Here is an 18,840-nt window from a genome sequence, read left to right on the forward strand (position 1 = left end):
GGGTCGTATCGGCGAGCCGAGCGAGGTGGCGCATTTGGTGGAGTTTTTACTAAGCGAAAATTCCGCATATATCACAAAAGAGGTTATTAAAATAGACGGTGGATTATGTTAAATAGAGTAGTTATTACGGGTTTTGGCAACGTCTGTGCATTCGGGCGGGACTGGGCGAGCATCAAGCGGAATTTGACGCAGCAAAAAAGCGCCGTGGTTTATATGAGCGAATGGGATATCTTCGGCGAGGAGCTAAACACTAGGCTGGGCGCGCCGATACAAAACTACGCGCCGCCTGCGCACTGGAATCGCAAAGATACCCGCTCGATGGGCAAGGTAGCGATGTTTGGCGTAGATGCCGCGGGTGAAGCCCTGGCGGATGCGGGTCTTTTGAAAGACGAGCGCATAAAAGACGGTCGTATGGGCGTCGCGGCGGGTAGCTGTAGCGGCGATGCGAAGGCTACGGGCGAGGTCATAGATATTTTGCATGGCAAGGATAGCACCTTCAACGCCAACTCATACGTAAAGATGATGCCTCACACCGTCGCTGCAAATATCGCGATCTACTACGGACTAAAAGGTAGGCTCATCCCCACGAGCTCTGCGTGCACGAGCGCGTCTCAAGCGATCGGCTACTCCTACGAAGCGATAAAATTTGGCCTTGCGGATATGATGCTGGCAGGCGGCGCGGATGAACTACACCCAAGCCAGGCATTCGTGTTTGACAAGCTCTACGCGACAAGCTGCAAAAACGACACCCCTACCCTCAGCCCCGCGCCCTTTGATATAGCGCGCGATGGACTGGTTTTGGGCGAAGGCGGCGCTATGTTCGTGCTAGAAAGCCTCGAAAGCGCACTTGCGCGCGGCGCTAAAATTTACGCCGAGATAGTGGGCTTCGGCACGACCTGTGACGGCACGCATATCACCCGCCCACAGAGCGAGACTATGCGCGCGGCAATGCAGCTGGCGCTCAAAGATGCCGCAATTTCGCCGGATCTCATCGGGCATGTAAATGCCCATGCTACGGCGACCAGACAAGGCGACGTCGCGGAATCTATGGCGACGCATGAAATTTTCGGCTCGCAAACGCCCGTGAGCTCCTACAAAGGCTATTTGGGTCATACTTTGGGCGCGTGCGGAGCGCTAGAAAGCTTCATCTCGGTGATGATGATGAACGAGGGGCTATTCTATCCGAATCTAAATTTAGAATGTATCGATCCGCAGTGCGCGCCGCTTAGATACCTCACGCAGCCGCAGGAGATAGAGACGGATTACGTTATGAATAACAACTTCGCTTTCGGCGGCGTAAACACCTCTTTGATTTTTAAAAAATTTATCGACTAAAGGAGAGAAAATGAAAAAATTTCTATTTTTCGCAGTTGCGGCGCTTTTTGTCGCTAATTCGGCTTATGCCAAAAACGACATCATGCGCTTTCCGATCGCTGCGGCACTCGCAGAGCCTGATGCTAAAGCTAAGCTTGATCCGAACATAAAATTCTACTTCGGCAACAAATCCGCAGGCAGAAAGATCACGCAGCAGCTAAGCTCGAATAAAAAAACAAACAGCATCAACAAGACCGATCAAGCCGCATGCAACCGCGCGTTTTTATCGGCACTGCTTAGCTTTCAAGACCGAGCCAAAAAAGAGGGCGGCAACAAGGTCGTAAACATCACGAGCTACTATTATAAAAACGTTTTCGTGAGCGACAAAGAGTTTGAATGCGGCGTAGGCTCGATAATGAGCGGCGTCACGCTAAGAGGCTACATTGCAAAATAAACTAAACTTTGGCGTAGCGTACGCAAGCGCGATAATTTCGGGCGAGCCGGCGGAGCTTTATAAAAATTTCGCCGCTTGTTCGGACGGAATTTCCGAAGTAAGCTTAGGCGGAAATTCCGATCTCGCTTGCGATGCAAGTCAAAATTTTACGTATGATTTCGCGTTAAATTCTACGCAAGATTTTACAGATATTCCGGACTGCAAGCAGAATTTCATCAATTCAGCAAATTTTGCGGCTTGCGAGAATAACGAAAAAGCGGGGCGCAACTTTGCTACAGAAGATTTTAATGAAAAATCTACCGAGCTCGACTCGCAGCGGGGATTAAATTACAAAGCGGATGCGTCTAAATTTAACCCCTCGCGCGCTTTTGATTGCAACTCCGAAGAGGCGGCAGAGCTTTATAAAAATTTCGCCGCGCGTGAGGGCGAGGCTTTACAAAACAGCTCCGTAGGAAATTTAAAAATTTCTGCTCACGCCCGCTTAAAAGATGAAATTTTAGCGCTCGAAGCTTTAAAGAAAAAGCCGGCTCTTGAGCACATTCCGCCGTTACAGCGCCGCCGCTTGGGGCTCGGGGCAAAACTTTGCATCTCGCTTTTAGGCGAAATTTCGCAAAATGCGCCGCAAAGTTTAGCCGAGGAAAACTCCTTAAATCTCGCGCCTAAAAATTTAGATGCGAGCAAAAGCCGCGCCGCCGCGCAAAATCCGTCGCCACAGGATTTTTCAAATGAGAATTCTTTAAATTTTATGCCGCAAAATTTAAATTCGGCGCCGCAGGATTCGGCAAATGAAAATTTCTTAAATTTGACAAGGCAAAATTTAAAAGCAGGCGATGATACCGCGACGCAGCGTGAGGGGATGCCGCTTGTTTTTTGCTCGCGCCTGGGCGAGATCAACCGCTGTTTTAGCCTGCTTGGCTCGATGGACGAAAGCGTCTCGCCTTCGAGCTTTTGCGTCAGCGTACTCAACGCGATCGCAGCGCAAAATGCGATTTTTACGCAAAACCATGCCGAAATTTCGACGATCTCTGCGGCGTGCGCGCTCGAAAACGGCGCAATAATCGCCGCTGCAAGGCTGAAAGAAAGCGCGAAAAATTCCAGCTCCGCGCAGGATGCAAATGAAGCAGGCAAGGACGGCGAATGCAAGTTGGATAACGATAAAATCGTCCTACTCTGCTATTTTGAAGAGGTAAATAACGACTATCTGAAGCGCTGCGACTTCGCCTGCGCCCTACTTCTGGTGTTTCAGCGCGGAGATGATGTGCAGATCGAAATCTCTCCGCACGTTGCGGACGCGACGACACAGAGCCTAGAGGCACAAAATCCGAAGCCGCGAGCCGAGAATGAAATTCTACGAAGCTTTAAAGAAGGCGGCAAAATCCCGCTAGATACCGCGGTGAAATTTTTGGCTAAAATCCTCTCCGATAAGCGCGAATGGCGCAGCAGCGACGGGGTTTTGGACTATCTTTGGCGCGTCAAAGATCCCGCCAAAATCGCAGCTTTTTTAAGGCAAGATCGTGAGCGTTAAAATAGTAAAATTCCACCTCATGAGCAAGCGCGGCGAGACGAGCAAATTTGATCAAAATCCCAGGCTACGCGGAGCCGCAAGGGCGCGAACGACAAGCTTTAAATTTAACTGCTCCGCCAAACGCGGATATAGTGAAGGTTTTAAATTTAGCCGCGCTATCAAACACGAGCTCGCCCAAACGGCGCATCTTAAAAGCACGCTGAAAGGGCGCGCGCCGTGCGCCTCCAAATCGCGTTGCAATGAGGCGCGCTACGAAAATGCGCCGCCGAGGCATACGCAACGAACCCAAAAAAATCATCCTAAGCGGTGCGAGCTGCGAGCTATAAAAATTTTACCACATCGGCGCGTAGAAAACACCGCTCAATTCCGCTATAAAAACAGATGTGGCGAGCCGAAACAGTACGCGCAGCAGGCTGTAAATTTCATAAATTTAACAAAGCAAAGCTTGGGCTACGAGTTTAAATTTAGCCGCGCGATGAACCGAGTAGACGCCCAGGCAAGATGCGCACGGCAAGGCAGTTGCGATGAATTTTAAATTTAACGACGCCGCGAGCTATAAATTTGATCAGACGGCGCGTCATACGGCGGCGCCAAAGCAGAATATATGGTGCTTCGCAGAAATTTTGTCGCAATGGCGCGCGTGGCAAACCGCCGAAATTCTACTACAACGATACGTGCGGCAAAAGATAAAAATTCCATCGCAGCAATACGCACGACGAAGCATGCGAAAAGCCGCGGAAATTTTACCGAGACAATGCGGATGGCGGATGGCGAGAATTCTACAAAATCGCAGTTTGCCGCGCACCGCAAAAATTCTATTGCTTCGATACATACGCGGCGCCGAGATCGCCTCCGCTCAGACCATAAAAGCTCTATTGCCTCGACACATGCCGCAAGCCGAAATATCGCGCACAGAAAACCGCAAAAACTCCGCTGCGATGCGACGAGCGGCAAGCCGTAGAAATTTTATCGGGGCTGCCCGCATGACGAGCCATCAAATCCCCGCCGAAAGCCGCAAAATCTCCAACGAGAACCGCGAAATCCCCGCCGAAAGAGGCGCCGAGCGATGAAACAGACAGATCCGCTAAGGCGCAAGCTCAAACAGATCGGCATCGCGTTATCCTTCGCAAGCTTCGGCGCGCTGTGTATGATGGGCAACCTACTCTTCCTCCCAGTAGCGCTGCTGCGGCTAAACCGCATAGAGGTCGTACGAAATTTCGTGCGCGATTTTATAATGATCTCGTGGCGCATATTTTTGCTGCTAGCGCGACTTTACGGCAGCATCGGCGTAAGCTGGCGCTGCAAGCTCCCGCCTAGCGGTACTCTCATCATCGCAAACCACCCCAGCCTGCTTGACGTGGTGATCTTTTTAGCCCACGTACGGCGCGCAAACTGCGTAGTCAAGGAAAGCCTGTGCAAAAACCCCTTCCTCTCCGCTGCCATCGCAGCTGCGGGCTACATCCCAAACACCGGCTCGGAAGCGATGATAGATGCGTGCCGAAGCGCCCTTGCGCGAGGAGAAAGCCTAATCATCTTCCCAGAGGGCACGCGCACCGCGGATCGCATCGCCATGCACAAAGCGGCGTTTTACATCGCGATAAATTTCGCAAAAAACATAAACTGCGTCGCGATAAAAATGGATCCTAAAAGCCTAAAAAAAGGACAAGTATGGTACGATACGCCCGAGGTTCGAATGAAATACTACCTCTATGAGCTGTGCGCACTGGATCTAACGGGCTTCGAGCCGGATCGTCCAAACCCGATCCGAGTGCGCAAACTCTACGAAAAAATATCAAATCTATATGAAAAGGAGAATCTGTGAACGAAGAAATTTTGGAGCTTAAGGAGCTGATCATTTCGGGGCTGAACCTCGAAGACGTCGCGCCGGGCGACATAAATGACGATGAGCCGCTTTTCGGCGACGGGCTCGGGCTCGATTCGGTCGATGCACTGGAGCTCGGGCTTTTGGTGCAAAAAAAATACGGCATCGTGCTTAACTCAAAAACCCAAAATTTAAAACAAATTTTCTCATCCGTTGCGTCTTTGGCGCAATACATCGCCGAAAATAGGAGTAAAAATGAGTAAAGATGAAATCTTTGAAATTTTAAAAAAGGCGCTCGTGGATCTTTTTGAGATCGACGAGAGCAAGGTCGTGCCGGAGGCTAGAATTTACGAGGATCTGCAGATCGACAGCATCGACGCGATCGATCTGGTCGATTACGTCAAGAAAAACACCGGCTACAAGCTGATGCCCGATGATTTTAAAAACATCCAGACCCTTGGCGACATCGTGGATGCCGTAGCCGCAAAGCTCGATCAGGGCGCGAGCGGGGAGACTACGGACGGCGAGAGTTAAATTTAGCCGTGCGGCGCGACAAGATCGAGTGCGTCGCGGTTCGGTAGTTTACTTTGCGGCGGCACGGGGCAGCGGGCGAGCGGATAACATAGGCGTCGTTTATTTGACGGCGCGCGGCGAATGTTTTAATTGAAAGAGCGTGGAGAGAGCGGCTTTACGGGCTTAGCGCTTAGGCGGCACGGCACAAAGCCCGCTTACTCGCCGTTTTTAGGCTAGTATGTAGAGCACTTTGCGGATCAAAATTTTAAAATTTAAATCTGCGTACCTGGGTCAAATTTTGAAATTTTAAAAGACGTCGTTTCTTTTGAGACCGTCGTTTTCATAAAATTTCAAAATTTTAAAATTTCGGCCAAATTTAATTTAACGGATCTGATCGCGAGTGTAGCGCCGCGAATTAAACTAAAGCGCAGCTAAATTTTAAGATGCGGCTAGAATTTGAAGGCGGTAGGTGCGGCTGAATTAAAATTTTAAAAGCATGGCACACAAAACCGTGGCGCCGAGGTCAAATTTAAAGTATCTCGGCGCGGTATAGATCGCAACGATCGCGCTGCTAGCAACAAAACCAAAAACCGCCACGGCAAAACCAAAATCGCAGCAGCAAAAGCCTAGCCGGCCGCGGTAAAACAAAATTGCTGCGACAAAGCTAAAACCGCCGCGACAAAAAAACTAAGCCCTTGCGGCTAAATTTAAGGATTACAAAGATTGCGACGAACGATATTTTTAAAAACAGCTACCATAATTTTGAGCGTGTTTTACCCTTTCGCCCTCTATTTTTTGCACGGCGGCGCGCGGGTCTGCTTGCTCGCGGCGATGAGCGCGCTATGGGGAGCGCGAGCCGTTTTTGAAAGTAAAGATCGAGCTATTAAGGGCGCAAGCGCGGCATTTTTTGCGCTGTGCGCCCTATTTGGCGGCGGAGCGCTCGCGTATCTGTATCCGCTCATAATAAATTTCTCGCTCGCGGCGCTTTTTGCACTCAGCCTAAGATCGACGCCTGCGATCACGCGCCTGGCGCTTTTGAAGCAGCCAGGTCTCAACGAGCACGGCCGCGCCTACACGCGCAAACTGACCGAAGTTTGGCTCGGATTTTTTGTGCTAAACGGCCTGCTTAGCGCGGCGCTGCTGCTACCGCGAGATAAAATTTATTGGAGCGTTTACTGCGGCGCGATCTCATACGTCCTCATCGGCGCGCTGATCGGCGGCGAGATGATTTTTAGGAAATTTTATGTTAAAAAATTTGATTAATTCTTTGAAGCCTTACGAGTGCGAAATCCTTGCTGCGGCGGCTCTTGCGAGAGATTTAGCAAAAACGGGGTGCAAACAAGGCGAAGCGGCAAGCTTAAAAGGCGCGGACAAATCCCAAAGTAGCGCGGCAAGCGTAAATTTAAAAGATGCGGAAAATTCTAGCAGAAGCGCAAATTTTAATGGCGCTAAAAATTCTATCGACAGCGCAGATACCGCGCACGCCACGCAAACGACGCAGACGCAAGAGCAAAAAAGCGCACCGATGATCGAAATTTACGGCGAGGACGCAGCAGAGTTTATCGCGTTTTTTTTCGGTGCGATGATTGCGGGCTTTGCACCCGTACTGTTGCGAGAGCCAAAATTTAGCGGCAAATTTCATCTAGGCGGCGACGTAAAAATTCCAAATCTCGCCGCAGCACAAAATTTAGACAAATTCAGCCCTCATGATTTAGAAAACATTTCGTCTCGCGATACGGGAAAATCCGCGCCTAAAATTTCATCTAAAAACGCGCCGCAAAATCACGCGCCGTACGAGCAAGAGGATGTCTCTTTGCATCTGCTGCGCGCCGATCAAAAATTTTATATCAAAACTTCGGGCTCGACGGGCGAGGCGAAAAACATCGAAAAAAGCCTGCGCGATATGGTTTTGGAGGCGGAATTTTTGATAGAAAGATTCGGCCTTTGCGCAAGCGATCGATTTCTATCGGGCGTCTCGCACCAAAATATGTTCGGGCTCACATTCAGCATCTTCGTGCCGCTGCTTTGCGGCTCGCGTACGCAAAAAGGCGGCCTAAACTACCCTGAAATCATCCTCGCAGCCGATCTTGCGGGCGCCGTGCTGATCAGCTCGCCCACGGTGCTCGGCGCGCTATGCGAGCACGCAGACGCCGCAAACATAGCGCCTTTGGGTACCATTTTTAGCGCGGGTGCGCCGCTAAGTCCTGCGATCCGAGATAATTTGCGAGCGCTTAGCAGTGCCCGCATCGTCGATATTTACGGCTCCAGCGAAACGGGCGTAATCGCTTGCAACGAAGGCGCGGGGCTTAAGAAATTTGCTCCCGTAAGCGTGCAGATCCGCACGGATATCGATAGCTGCGGCACGACAAAACGCGAGGGCAAGCCCTTCAATCCTGCGGCAAGCTCTTGCGGCGAAAATTCTACGGCAGAGCCTAAAACGCGCTGTGTGGGCGAGCAAAATGCGGACGGGCAAGATACAAACTGCTCGGGCGAGCAGGCGTCTAAATTTAATGCAGACGCTGGCGATAAAACCGCGACTGATACAGAAAACAGCTCCGCACCGAGCTCTGCGACGAAACACGATGATAAATTTACGCAGGCAGAGGGGCTTTGCGATAAATTTACGACAAAGCCGCCCGCCGACAAATTTTTGCAAACGGGAGAGTTTACGATCAGCTCGCCTTGGTGTGAGCGCTTCGAAAGCCGCGATTTCGGCTATGTGCGCGCAGATGAGATCACGCTTTTGGGGCGCGGCGACCGCACCGTCAAAATCAACGAAAACCGCGTGAGCCTCGATCTGCTCGAAGCCAAACTCCGCTCGCACGAATTTATCGGCGAGTGCAGGATCGATCTGCACCCGCAGCGCGACCGCGCCGTAGCTCTTATCAAGCTTAGCGAGCGCGGCGAGCAGGCGTTTCGCGCAGGCGGTAAAAAGGGCGTCACGGACGAGCTAAAGGCCTTTTTGAAGCCTGAATTCGGCGCGATTTTGCGCTACTTCAAAATCGCGAGCAAGCTGCCTTTTAACGAGCAGGGCAAGCTAAGCAAAAAGGACTTTTTAAGCGCCCTGCAGCGCTACGAAGTGCCCGTTTTCGAGCGGAGCGCGGAGAATGAGTTTCGCGCGAAGGTGCGAGCCAGCGACTTTTATTTCGACGGACACTTTGCGCGATTTGCGCTGGTGCCCGCGTTTATGCAGCTTCGCTTCGTATTGATCTGCGCAAAAGCCCTCGGCTACGAGCTGGACAACATGCAAAAGATAGAAAATTTAAAATTTACGAATTTCATCCGCCCGGGCGATGAAATTTCAATCAAAATCACCGAGGCAAGCGGCAAGCTCCGCTTTGAAATTTCAAACGATAAGGTCTGCGCCAGTGGAAGAATCTGCCTTTAAGCCCGCGTTTTTGCTGCCCTACTTCAACCACCCCGCGCATATCGCCGAGCTCGTAAGCGCCCTAGCGCCCATCGCGCCCGTGCTAATCATAGACGACGGCAGCGACGAAGCGAGCAAAAGCGCGCTGAATGGGCTTGCAGCTCAAATTTACACACGCGCGCAAAACGGCGGCAAAGGCGCTGCAGTGTGCAACGGGCTGGCGTGGGCGAAGGAGCTTGGATTTACGCATGCCTTTCAGATCGATGCGGACTTTCAGCACGACGTAAGCAGATGCGAGGAATTTTTGGCGTTTGCGGCGCGGCAGCCCGCCGCGCTGATCTGTGCCGCTCCCGTATATGACGAAAGCGCGCCCAAATCCCGCCTACACGGACGCAAGATAATGAATTTTTGGTGCGTGATAAACACCCTTTCGCACCGCATAAAAGACGCGATGTGTGGCTTTAGAATTTACCCGCTAGAGGGGATCGTGCCGCTTCTGTCCCGCACGAAAAGCCGCAGGATGGGCTTTGATGCCGAAATTTTAATTCTGGCCGCGCGCGCGGGGCTAGAGATAAAATGGCTCGATCTGGCGGTGCGCTACGAAGCGGGCGGGGTGAGCCACTTCGCGCCGTTTCGAGATAATTTCGGAATTTCGCTGATGCACGCTAGGCTATTTTGCGGACTTCCGCTTTGGCTTGCAAAAAGGGCGCTAAAGCGCGCTTGCGATAAATTTAAAAAGCGCGGCTTGCAGGATGTTTCGCAGCAGAGCGCAGACGAAATTTTGCAAGGGATAGCGGGGCAAAACCTTTGCAGCGGCGCGCGGCGCGATAGTTGCAAAGGTGCGAAAGAGGAGATGGACGGCGGCGCAAACGAAAAAGCTGGTACCGAAAAATGCGGCGACAAAGCCGCAGCGCAAAGTTCGCTCGTAAATGCCTCGTCGCAACATGCCGCCGCAAAGGACGGGCGCGATGGCTAAACACTGGAGCGAAAACAACGAAAAGGCGGGCGCAGCGCTTTTAAATTTAGCCCGCTTCATCACGCTTCACACGCCTGATTTTTGTATGCGAGCTACCGCACTTTTTATCTCGGCGATCTATTTTGCGCTGCTTAAAAATGAGCGACGCACGATCAGGGAGTTTTTGCGGCGCGCGCTTGATCGCGAGCCCAAGGCCCGCGAAATTTACGCGAATTTTTATAAATTTTCCCTCAGTCTGTGCGAAAAAATCGCGGTTTGGAACGGCAAGATCGCGCTGGATCAAATTCGCGTGCAAAGCGGTATGAAGGAGCTTTTGAGCGACGGAACGGGCAGAATTTTAATCACTTCGCACTTCGGCAACACCGAGATCGCGCGCGCCCTTTCGGCAAGCACGGCGGGGATAAAAATCAACGTGCTGATCTTTCGTAAACACAGCGAAAATTTTATGAAATTTATCGAAAAAATGGGCGGCGGCGTGAAAATTCTCTACGTCGGCGAGCTTGGCATCGGCGAGATGCTGCAAATCAAAGAGCTGCTGCAAAACGGCGAGCACATCGCGATAATGGGCGATCGCATGCCGGTGGGCTCAGATAAATTTCAAAGCGAGGATTTTTTAGGGCGTAGCGCAAATTTCCCGATCGGCGGCTATCTACTCGCTAAAATTTTAGGCGCGCCGCTATTTAGCCTATGGTGCTACGAAGGTCGCGAGGGGCGCGAGCTTCGGCTGCAGCCGCTACCTGCGCCGCTAAAGAGCCGCGACAAGGCGCGATCTGTAGCACCGCCGCTTAAATGCTACGTGCGACAGCTCGAGCTTTATGCCAAAGAATTTCCTTCTCAGTGGTATAATTTCTTTGATTTTTGGGCACAAGGAAAAAACGCGAGCGATGCAAAGCGCGCCGCCACGCAAAATCTCGGCGAGACGAGCATGGATACTGCGTCAAATTTAAATGGCGCAGCGGATTTAAAAGATACAGCGAGTTCAAATACCGCACCGAATTTAAAAAGTACGGCGAGCTCGGATACCGCGCTAAATTTAAATAATTCAAATTTAGCCGCCGCAAAATCCGCCGCGCAAGACGAAAAATTTCATAGCGGAGAGAAGAATGAAAGAGTATAAATTTCGCGCCAGATTTTACGACGCCGATCCGATGGGCGTGATGTGGCACGGCAACTACGTAAAGCTCTGCGAGGACGCTAGATGCGAGTTTTGGCGCGACGCGGGCTACACATATATGCAGATGAGAGACGATGGATTTATATATCCCATTATCAAAATGGAGTTTAAATTTATCGCGCCGATACTTTTTGACGACGAGGTTGCGGTGAGCATCGAGCTGCTCGAGTGCGACACGATAATAAAATTTTCCTACCGCATAAAAAGCCCATCCGGCGCGCTCCTAGCCAAGGCAACCACGTCGCAAGCCGCGGTGGAGCTTGATTCCAAAAGGACGCTGTATGAGATACCGCCGCAGCTAAGGGCGTGCGCGGATAAAATTTTAGCAAAGAAAAATCCCGCGAGTAAAATTTCAATAGTAGATAAAATTTCAGCAGCAGATAAAATTTTGGCAGCGAACAAAGCCGCGTCCGAGCAAAACCACCCTAAAAACGCCGCGGCGAATGAAATTTTGCCTAGCGATAATGGACAATGAAATTTTTTAGCGAGCATAAAATTTAAAGGACTACGATGAAAATTTTAGCTTTATTTTTGGCGATTTTGGGACTTGCGAGCGCGCTTGAAGTAAGCGATCTGGCGCTTAAGACCGACAATATCGGCGGCAAATTTAGCGAAACGCTCAGCATCGAGGGCTTTGCCGAGCCCGTACGAAGCAGCGGCGAGTTTAAAATCAAAGGCGGCGAGCTATTTTGGACGACGCTAAAGCCAGTGCGAAGCGAGCTAAAAATCGGCGCGGACGGCGTCTTTGAGCGTAGCGGCGCGGCGTGGGTCAAAAGCGCCGATTCGCTTTTTGATAAGGACACCTTTTTGGCGATCTCGCGCCTGGACGTAGCGCGACTTAGCAAAAATTTCTCGATCGCGCTAAGCGGCAGCAAAGATGCGTGGCGCGCCGAGCTAAGCCCAAAAGGGATGCTGCAAAATATCTTTAAAAATATCGTGATCGAGGGCGGTGCCTACGTCAGAGTGCTGCGGATCAATAGCGCTAACGGCGACGTGAGCGAAAACGTATTTTCGAGCGTCGTGAGCTTAGATGAGTAAGAGCGCGATCCTAACGGTATTCGGCGCGATTTTTATCGCGCTTTGCGCCTTTATAGCGTTAAATTTAAACCGCATAAATTCCGATTTTTACGAGCTAAGCGGCATTGAAATTTCGGGCGAGCAGAAACAGAGCGTCGAGGATTTCAACCGCGAGATCGCAAGGCAAATCATCGTCGCAAGCGCAGAGAGAGCGAGCTTTGACACGTTCATTGCAGATATGCAAAAAAGCGGGCTTTTTGAGAGCATAATTTACGAGGTAAAGGACGCGAGCGTGTATCAGAGCGAGCTTGCGCGCTTTGCGCCCGCGATGCTCGATGATGCGAGCGTGGAGCTTTTAAAAAGCGATCCGCAGACCTTTTTTGAGCGCAGCGCACGTGAGATTTATTCAAAATTTCGTCCGCTTAGCCTCTCGCAGGACTTTTTCTCGCTCAGCCTTCACTCGCGCCTCAGCTCTCGCGGCGCTATCAAACTCGATCCTGCGCAAAACCGCTTCATCACGATCATTGACGGCGCGCCGCACTACTTCGCTACGGCTAAATTGGCTCCGAAAGCAAACGACGACGCGCTTAGCACTCTGGTGCACGAAGCGCAAAAGAGCGAAATTTTAATCTCCGGCACCGCCCTATTTAGCGCATTGGGCAAAAGCGCGGGCGTGCGCGAAAGCTCCGTCGCGGGCGCCGTTTCGCTTAGCCTGTGCGCGGCGCTGCTGCTGGCGGCATTTTCGCGCGCACGGATCTTCTGCCTGCTGCTGCCCGCGCTTTTCGGGCTTGCCTGCGGCGTAGCGGCTACGATGGCGATCCGCGGCTCGATCCACATCCTAAGCGCCGTGGTTTCGACGAGCCTAATCGGGCTGATGCTGGATTACGCGGTGCATTGGCTCGGTGCAAACATCGCGCGCAAAATCGAGGCTCGCTCGATAAAAAGCATGCGAAACATCCTACTTCTAGGGTTTTTCATCACGGCCGGAGGCTACTTCGTATTTTTATTTAGCCCGTTTTTTTTGCTAAAAGAGATCGCGATCTTTGCTATAGCCGCACTTGCGGGGGCATTTTACTTTAGCTACTTCGCCCTGCCGCTACTACTTGCCGGGGCGGAATTTCGCCCCGCCCCGCTCTTTGCAAAAGCTCTTGAACTCTACGCAAAGGCTCTTTGCAAGATAAGCCTAAGCCCAAAAGCGCTCATTCTCGTTTGCGCGGCGCTGCTTGCGTTTTTGTATTTTAAAATGGAGCTTAAGGACGACGTCAGCGAATACGCGAGCTTGGATAAAAACCTAATCGCGATGAGCGCCAAGCTCGCAAGCATCGGAGGCTCCAGCTTCGATCTGATCGTGGGCAACAACGCGAGCGCGGTAGCCAAAGAGATCGTAGCGCGCGGTCTTGCGGACTCATACGCCGGCGCGCCGATTTTGGATCCAGCTACGCAGAGCTTTATCAAGCAGGCCTTTGCAAACTACGATAGAAGCGCATTTTTACGTCTCGGGCTTAGTCGCGAGCTCGTAGACGCAAACTTTGCCAAGATCGCGGATGCACCCATTTTAAGCTACGAGCAAGCTAGAAGCTCCATTCTTTTTGCCGCGATGCCGAGCATCGATCCGCATATCGCTTTTTTGCGCGGCGTGCGCGATAAAGCAGCCGTAAGCGAGCTTGCCGCGCAGATGGGCGCGCTGCATCTAAACATGCGAAGCGCCATAAGCGAGGCGTTTTCACAGATCAAAATCAACGCCTTGTATCTAAAATGTGCCGCATACGCGCTCGCGCTCGCATTGCTGTGGGCGTTTTTCGGCGCGCGAACGGCGTGGCTGATCGTCATCTGCGTTTTTGCGACAAATTTGGCCGTGCTCGCCCTGCTTAGCGCATTCGGCGTGAGCGTGAATATTTTTGCGATCTTTGCGCTGATCCTCTCAGGCGCCGTGGGGATAGACTATATGATCTTTGCAAACAACGACAAAATGGCGCTTAGCGATAAAATTTTCGGCATCACGCTAGCGTCTCTTACCAGCATAATCTCTTTTTTTACGCTCGCTTTCAGCTCCACCAAGGCCGTGGCGCTGTTTGGGCTCTGCGTCAGCCTCAATATCGCGCTAGCGGCGATCTTAGCGCAAGTTTTAGCGGCGAGCAAGAAAAGCTAATCAAGCGGTATCCAAAGAGCTGAAAGCACTGAATAGACGCTCTTTGCCCCGCTTGTAGATAAAATTTTACAAAAAGAGCACGCCGTAAATTTACGCAGCCGCCACGACTGAAAATTTAATCTAAAGCGCCGCAAGATAAAATTTAGTCTGCATATGCAAGATAAAATTTAACCGATTGGGGCGCGAGATAAAATTCTAGATGAAATTTCAGCCAAGCAAGTTATGAGCCAAAATTTAATGAGCAAGATTGCAGGATAAATTTTAAAGTGGGGTTTTGGCGCAGCGCCTTGCGGCGGTTATTAAATTTAAGCCAATGCAGTGCATTTTTAAATTTAAACCTTTGCGGTGCGTTATTAAATTTAAACCCTTGCGGCGCGTTATTAAATTTAAATTTGCGCGCCGCAGACCGCCCTACTCGCCGTTTTTCCCCGCTTTTATCATCTTTATAAATTCCTTTGCGAGCTTGGAGGGCTTTTTATACACAACCGAAAACGATACGTCCAAAAGCGGCTCATCCGCGACGTCAAAGAGCGTGATGTAGTCCTTTTGCGTCTCAAAAATGTACCGCGCGAAGCTGAAGCTGACGCAAAGCCCCGCCGCAACCATCGCGTTAGCCACGTACAGATAGGAGGTGTCGCAGAAAATTTGAGGCGTAAAGCCCGCATTTTCGAAGATCTTTTTGAAATTCGACTCACTTTTTAAAATTTTACTGCTGATTGCAAATTTATCGGATTTGAACTCGCTAAGTGCGATTTTGGGGTATTTCTCTGTAGAATTTATACTCGCTCGCGAAACGGCGGGATGAGAGGAGCAGACGCTTAGAAGCAGCCTGCGCTTTTTTATAAACTCGCACTCAAGCCCCTCCGCAGAAAGCTCGCCGAAGTGCGCGGCATAGACGATGTCAAGCTCACCGCTTTTTAGCATCTCGATGAGCGCGGGCTCGGAGTGAGCGTGCACGACCCTGATGTCGGCTTTGGAAAACCTACTGTAAAACATCGCGATGATCTTTTCGATAAATTTAAAGCTGGTCGAGGTCGCGCCGATTACGAGCTTGCCCGTCTTAATCGACGAAAGCCCGCGGATTTCGTTATTTAGCTCCTTATTGAGCCTAAGCATATTTTTCGCTCTGGCAATGTAAATTTCGCCTGCATAGGTAAGCTCAAGCCCGTTTTTTCTATCGAAAATTTCGATCCCGAGCTCCTTTTCTAAAAGCATAATGCTCTTAGAAAGCGACGGCTGCGCGATTCCAAGCTCGCTCGCAGCTTTTGTAAAGCTTTTAAGCTCCGAAATTTTTACCGCAAATTCCATATGTCGCAGGCTTATTTTTTGCCCCTTCGGTTGAAATTTTATAGCCTTTAGCTATTAAATTATATACCAAATAACATTTGACTTACATAAAGATTTGATATAAAATTACGATATTAATCTTTAAGGTTAAAAAATCTCTAAGTAAAGGGGCAAATATGCAGAGACGCGACATACTGAAAATGGGTATGGTAGGAGCCGGCGCACTTGCGCTTGGCGCTGTAAATGCGCAAGCAAGCGCAGTGGACGCAAAGGACATCAAATTTGACGAAGAGTGGGATGTAATCATCATCGGTAGCGGGTTTGCAGGACTTGCGGCGGGCTTAAAAGCAGCCGAGAAAGGCAACAAAGTCTTGATTCTCGAAAAGATGGGCCGCATCGGCGGAAACTCCGTCATCAACGGCGGCGGTATGAGCGTGCCAATGAACCCCGTGCAGGAAAAAACTGGCATCAAAGACAGCAAAGAGCTATTTATGAACGACTGCCTAAAAGCGGGACTTGGCATCAACCACCCTGAGCTTTTAAGCACCCTAGCCGATCGCGGCTTGGACGCGTTTAAATTTCTCGTCGATAGCGGCGTGCAATTTAAGATGGATCACTGCGCGCACTTCGGCGGACACAGCGTCGCGCGCTCGATGCTAACTACAAATGATAGCGGCTCTGGCTACATCCAGCCGATGCTTGAAAAATTTGAAGCACTAAAAGATAAGGGCTGCGAGCTTCGCCGCCGCGCCAAATTTGACGATTTCGTAATGGACGAAGGTCGCGTAGCGGGCGTCGTGATCCGCGAGGAGTATAAATTTGATCCAAATCTTTACAGCGACGATCTTGAAAACACCAGCGGTACAAAAAAGACGCTCAAAGCCAAAAAAGGCGTAGTACTCGCAGCGGGCGGATTTTGCCGCGATAAAATTTTCCGCAAGCTTCAAGATCCGCGCATCCCTGATGATGTCGATAGCACAAATCACGCGGGAGCTACCGCGGGCGTGCTACTAAAAGCCTTTGAGATCGGCGCGTATCCGGTGCAAGTCGATTGGATCCAGTTCGGTCCGTGGGCGAGCCCCGATGAGAAGGGCTTTGGTACCGCTCCGATCCTAACTCAGCAAGGCACCTTTAAATACGGTATCGCCGTGGACGTTCGCACGGGCAAACGCTTTATGAACGAGCTTGCAGATCGCAAGACTCGCGCGGACGCGGAGTTTAAAATTTTACGCGAGGATCCGAAAGCCTATCCGATAACCTTTGCAGACACAAAAATGGCGTTTAAAGACCTAAGCGAAGAGGTGATTTCCAAGGGCATGGCAAGCGGCAAGCTAGTAGGCGAATGCGCAAGCCTAGATGAGATCGCTAGTAAATACGGCGTGCCTGCCGATGCTTTAAAGCAGAGCGTTAAAAAATACAACGAAGGCGTTAAGGCTAAAAAAGATGAGTTCGGCAAGCAAGAAAGCGCGCTAAGCGAGATCAACGAAGCGGGACCTTTCTACGTCATCCGCCTCTCGCCGAAGCCTCACCACACTATGGGCGGCCTAAAGATCAACACCAAAGCCGAGGTCTTATCATCTAAAACCAATAAGCCGATCCCAGGCCTTTGGGCTGCGGGCGAGATCACCGGCGGAACTCACGGAGCAAGTCGCTTAGGCACCGTAGCGATCACCGACTGCATAGTTTTCGGAATGATCGCTGGCGAGCAGATCGCTTAGTTTAGTCGGAGCGTAGGCTCTATTAAGCCTTGCCGGGCGGCAAAAGCCTACCCGGTAAGGTGGTTTTTTAAAAGGTTGCAAATGAAAAATTTCAGTTTTACGGCATTAATTTTGTGCTGTATCATCGCGACTTTGTTCGGCGCGCCGCCCTCTAATGACGCCAACGCCACGAACATAGTCGTTTCAGATGAGCTTCGGGCAAAATACAAAATCAAACCTCATCACGAGCATTTGTCGTTTGACTGCGTCGATTGCCACATAAATTAAGGAAGCGATCCGTCAAAATTTAAAAATATCGGCGACAAAGGCTGTATCAGCTGCCACGGCGACAAAAAGAAGCTCGCTTTGAGGCTTAAATTTATGGATACGCTCAAGGCCAATCCGCACAACTCCGTCCACGACGGTCCTACGCTATACTGCGACGAATGCCACAACGAGCACAAGGCATCTACGAATATGTGTACCGAATGCCACGAGCACGAAGTGCCGCAATGGATGGGGGTGACGCCATGAGAATTTCTAAAAAATTACTAGCACTTATCATCTTAATAAGCGGCATTATAGGGTTTTTCGTCGTCGTGCCAGTGCATTACGCGCTTGAAAAAACTAGCACCGATAAATTCTGCGACGTCTGCCACGAGATGGATCCGATGGTGATCGCCTATCAAGAGGACGTCCACTCGGGCAAGGGCAAAACGGGCGTCAAAGCCAAATGCGTCGATTGTCACCTACCGCACGACAATATCGTAAAATACGTCTATCAAAAGGCCAAAAACGGCGTGCTGGAGGGCTATTCGCACTTCTTCGACGAGCCCGAAAAATATGACTGGAACAAAAGGCGCGAAGAGCGCGAACACTATGTGTTTGACAACGGCTGCACGAGCTGCCACGCCACCGTGATCGACAGCAAGATCACCTCCGAGCAAGCACAGCGCATGCACGCGCATTACAAAAAGCTCCTAGGCACCGAGCGCGAGCTAAAATGCGCGAGCTGCCACGTAAGCGCGGGACACGGCATTGGGCTTCGCAACTACCTAGAGTACTGGCGACCGACGTATAAAATTTACGAAAAGAAGATGATGCAGGAAAAGATCAAGGCGAAGAAGGAATTTTTCGGCGACGAATACAAACCGAGCGCCGAAGAGCAGGCCTTTATGGACGCTTCTAGCGCGAAGAAATAACGCCGCTTGAAATCCTAGAATTTCTAAATTTTAAAATTCCGCCGAGGTTTAGCTGAGACCTTGACGGGATTTTTGAAATTTTGACGAAATTTTTGTGAGGTGTTTATTAAATTTATCAGCTTTTAGATTTAAAATTTACCCGAATTCTCGATTTAAAATTTCATCTATCAGACTATATTTAAACCAACCGCCCGCAACTTAAGTTTATATGCTTCTTACTCGCCAGGTCGTAAACGAAAAGTATCCACAAAAACCCTTACAATTGCATCTCTATGAGCCTTACTATAGTACTAACTTAAAATTTCATACTCACGTTATGAGAGCATAAGGCTAGCATAAATTA

19 protein-coding genes and 1 pseudogene are annotated in these 18,840 nt (G+C 50.5%); 19 read left to right on the forward strand and 1 reads right to left on the reverse strand.

The window, feature by feature from the left end:
- Positions 1-37 precede the first annotated feature (37 nt).
- From Q0174_RS08945 to Q0174_RS09020, 16 genes are all read left to right on the forward strand, one after another.
- The gene (locus tag Q0174_RS08945; protein ID WP_298043439.1) at positions 38-112 is read left to right on the forward strand and encodes a hypothetical protein; all 75 of its coding nucleotides are present in this window, start codon (positions 38-40) and stop codon (positions 110-112) included.
- Positions 106-1,335 (forward strand): beta-ketoacyl-ACP synthase, encoded by a 1,230-nt coding sequence (locus tag Q0174_RS08950; RefSeq protein WP_298043401.1) that lies wholly within the window; start codon positions 106-108, stop codon positions 1,333-1,335. The genes Q0174_RS08945 and Q0174_RS08950 overlap by 7 nt, the downstream gene beginning before the upstream one ends.
- A gap of 10 nt (positions 1,336-1,345) precedes the next feature.
- Positions 1,346-1,768: an excinuclease ABC subunit A gene (locus Q0174_RS08955; RefSeq protein ID WP_298043402.1), complete on the forward strand. Its 423-nt coding sequence runs from the start codon at positions 1,346-1,348 to the stop codon at positions 1,766-1,768.
- Complete coding sequence (locus tag Q0174_RS08960) at positions 1,758-3,293, forward strand: beta-ketoacyl synthase chain length factor (protein ID WP_298043403.1); 1,536 nt, start codon at positions 1,758-1,760, stop codon at positions 3,291-3,293. The genes Q0174_RS08955 and Q0174_RS08960 overlap by 11 nt, the downstream gene beginning before the upstream one ends.
- Positions 3,283-3,828 (forward strand): hypothetical protein, encoded by a 546-nt coding sequence (locus tag Q0174_RS08965; protein ID WP_298043405.1) that lies wholly within the window; start codon positions 3,283-3,285, stop codon positions 3,826-3,828. Before Q0174_RS08960 ends, Q0174_RS08965 begins: the two co-directional genes overlap by 11 nt.
- On the forward strand, positions 3,818-4,363 hold the full coding sequence (locus tag Q0174_RS08970; protein ID WP_298043406.1) for a hypothetical protein: 546 nt from the start codon (positions 3,818-3,820) through the stop codon (positions 4,361-4,363). The genes Q0174_RS08965 and Q0174_RS08970 overlap by 11 nt, the downstream gene beginning before the upstream one ends.
- Positions 4,360-5,115, forward strand: a complete 756-nt coding sequence (locus Q0174_RS08975) for a lysophospholipid acyltransferase family protein (RefSeq protein WP_298043408.1) — start codon at positions 4,360-4,362, stop codon at positions 5,113-5,115. The genes Q0174_RS08970 and Q0174_RS08975 overlap by 4 nt, the downstream gene beginning before the upstream one ends.
- The gene (locus Q0174_RS08980) at positions 5,112-5,378 is read left to right on the forward strand and encodes a phosphopantetheine-binding protein (RefSeq protein ID WP_177388711.1); all 267 of its coding nucleotides are present in this window, start codon (positions 5,112-5,114) and stop codon (positions 5,376-5,378) included. Before Q0174_RS08975 ends, Q0174_RS08980 begins: the two co-directional genes overlap by 4 nt.
- A complete protein-coding gene (locus tag Q0174_RS08985) occupies positions 5,371-5,649 on the forward strand; it encodes an acyl carrier protein (RefSeq protein ID WP_298043410.1) in 279 nt (92 codons plus the stop codon). The genes Q0174_RS08980 and Q0174_RS08985 overlap by 8 nt, the downstream gene beginning before the upstream one ends.
- Before the next feature lie 702 nt (positions 5,650-6,351).
- The gene (locus tag Q0174_RS08990; RefSeq protein WP_298043411.1) at positions 6,352-6,891 is read left to right on the forward strand and encodes a DNA gyrase subunit B; all 540 of its coding nucleotides are present in this window, start codon (positions 6,352-6,354) and stop codon (positions 6,889-6,891) included.
- Positions 6,872-9,016 (forward strand): AMP-binding protein, encoded by a 2,145-nt coding sequence (locus Q0174_RS08995; RefSeq protein WP_298043412.1) that lies wholly within the window; start codon positions 6,872-6,874, stop codon positions 9,014-9,016. The genes Q0174_RS08990 and Q0174_RS08995 overlap by 20 nt, the downstream gene beginning before the upstream one ends.
- A complete protein-coding gene (locus tag Q0174_RS09000; protein ID WP_298043414.1) occupies positions 8,997-9,971 on the forward strand; it encodes a glycosyltransferase family 2 protein in 975 nt (324 codons plus the stop codon). Before Q0174_RS08995 ends, Q0174_RS09000 begins: the two co-directional genes overlap by 20 nt.
- Entirely contained in the window at positions 9,964-11,088 is a 1,125-nt protein-coding gene (locus Q0174_RS09005; protein WP_298043415.1) for a hypothetical protein, read from the forward strand. Before Q0174_RS09000 ends, Q0174_RS09005 begins: the two co-directional genes overlap by 8 nt.
- Positions 11,075-11,620: a thioesterase family protein gene (locus Q0174_RS09010; RefSeq protein WP_298043416.1), complete on the forward strand. Its 546-nt coding sequence runs from the start codon at positions 11,075-11,077 to the stop codon at positions 11,618-11,620. Before Q0174_RS09005 ends, Q0174_RS09010 begins: the two co-directional genes overlap by 14 nt.
- A gap of 35 nt (positions 11,621-11,655) precedes the next feature.
- A complete protein-coding gene (locus Q0174_RS09015; RefSeq protein ID WP_298043417.1) occupies positions 11,656-12,183 on the forward strand; it encodes an outer membrane lipoprotein carrier protein LolA in 528 nt (175 codons plus the stop codon).
- Positions 12,176-14,311 carry a hypothetical protein gene (locus Q0174_RS09020; RefSeq protein ID WP_298043419.1) on the forward strand — a complete coding sequence of 712 codons (2,136 nt, stop codon included), beginning with the start codon at positions 12,176-12,178 and terminating at the stop codon, positions 14,309-14,311. The genes Q0174_RS09015 and Q0174_RS09020 overlap by 8 nt, the downstream gene beginning before the upstream one ends.
- 411 nt (positions 14,312-14,722) lie before the next feature.
- Here the strand turns inward: Q0174_RS09020 and Q0174_RS09025 are convergent, their stop codons facing one another.
- Complete coding sequence (locus Q0174_RS09025) at positions 14,723-15,619, reverse strand: LysR family transcriptional regulator (protein WP_298043420.1); 897 nt, start codon at positions 15,617-15,619, stop codon at positions 14,723-14,725.
- Positions 15,620-15,774: 155 nt separating this feature from the next.
- Between Q0174_RS09025 and Q0174_RS09030 the strand changes: the two genes are divergently transcribed.
- The 3 genes and pseudogenes from Q0174_RS09030 (at position 15,775) to Q0174_RS09045 (ending at position 18,497) form a co-directional block, all read left to right on the forward strand.
- Positions 15,775-17,316: a flavocytochrome c gene (locus Q0174_RS09030; RefSeq protein ID WP_298043421.1), complete on the forward strand. Its 1,542-nt coding sequence runs from the start codon at positions 15,775-15,777 to the stop codon at positions 17,314-17,316.
- Between the two features lie 81 nt (positions 17,317-17,397).
- Positions 17,398-17,829: pseudogene (locus Q0174_RS11010) on the forward strand (cytochrome c3 family protein).
- Complete coding sequence (locus Q0174_RS09045; RefSeq protein ID WP_298043440.1) at positions 17,826-18,497, forward strand: NapC/NirT family cytochrome c; 672 nt, start codon at positions 17,826-17,828, stop codon at positions 18,495-18,497. The pseudogene Q0174_RS11010 and the gene Q0174_RS09045 overlap by 4 nt, the downstream one beginning before the upstream one ends.
- The last annotated feature ends 343 nt before the right edge of the window (positions 18,498-18,840 follow it).

This window comes from uncultured Campylobacter sp. (genome assembly GCF_937996225.1).
In the GTDB taxonomy this organism is placed as follows: domain Bacteria; phylum Campylobacterota; class Campylobacteria; order Campylobacterales; family Campylobacteraceae; genus Campylobacter_B.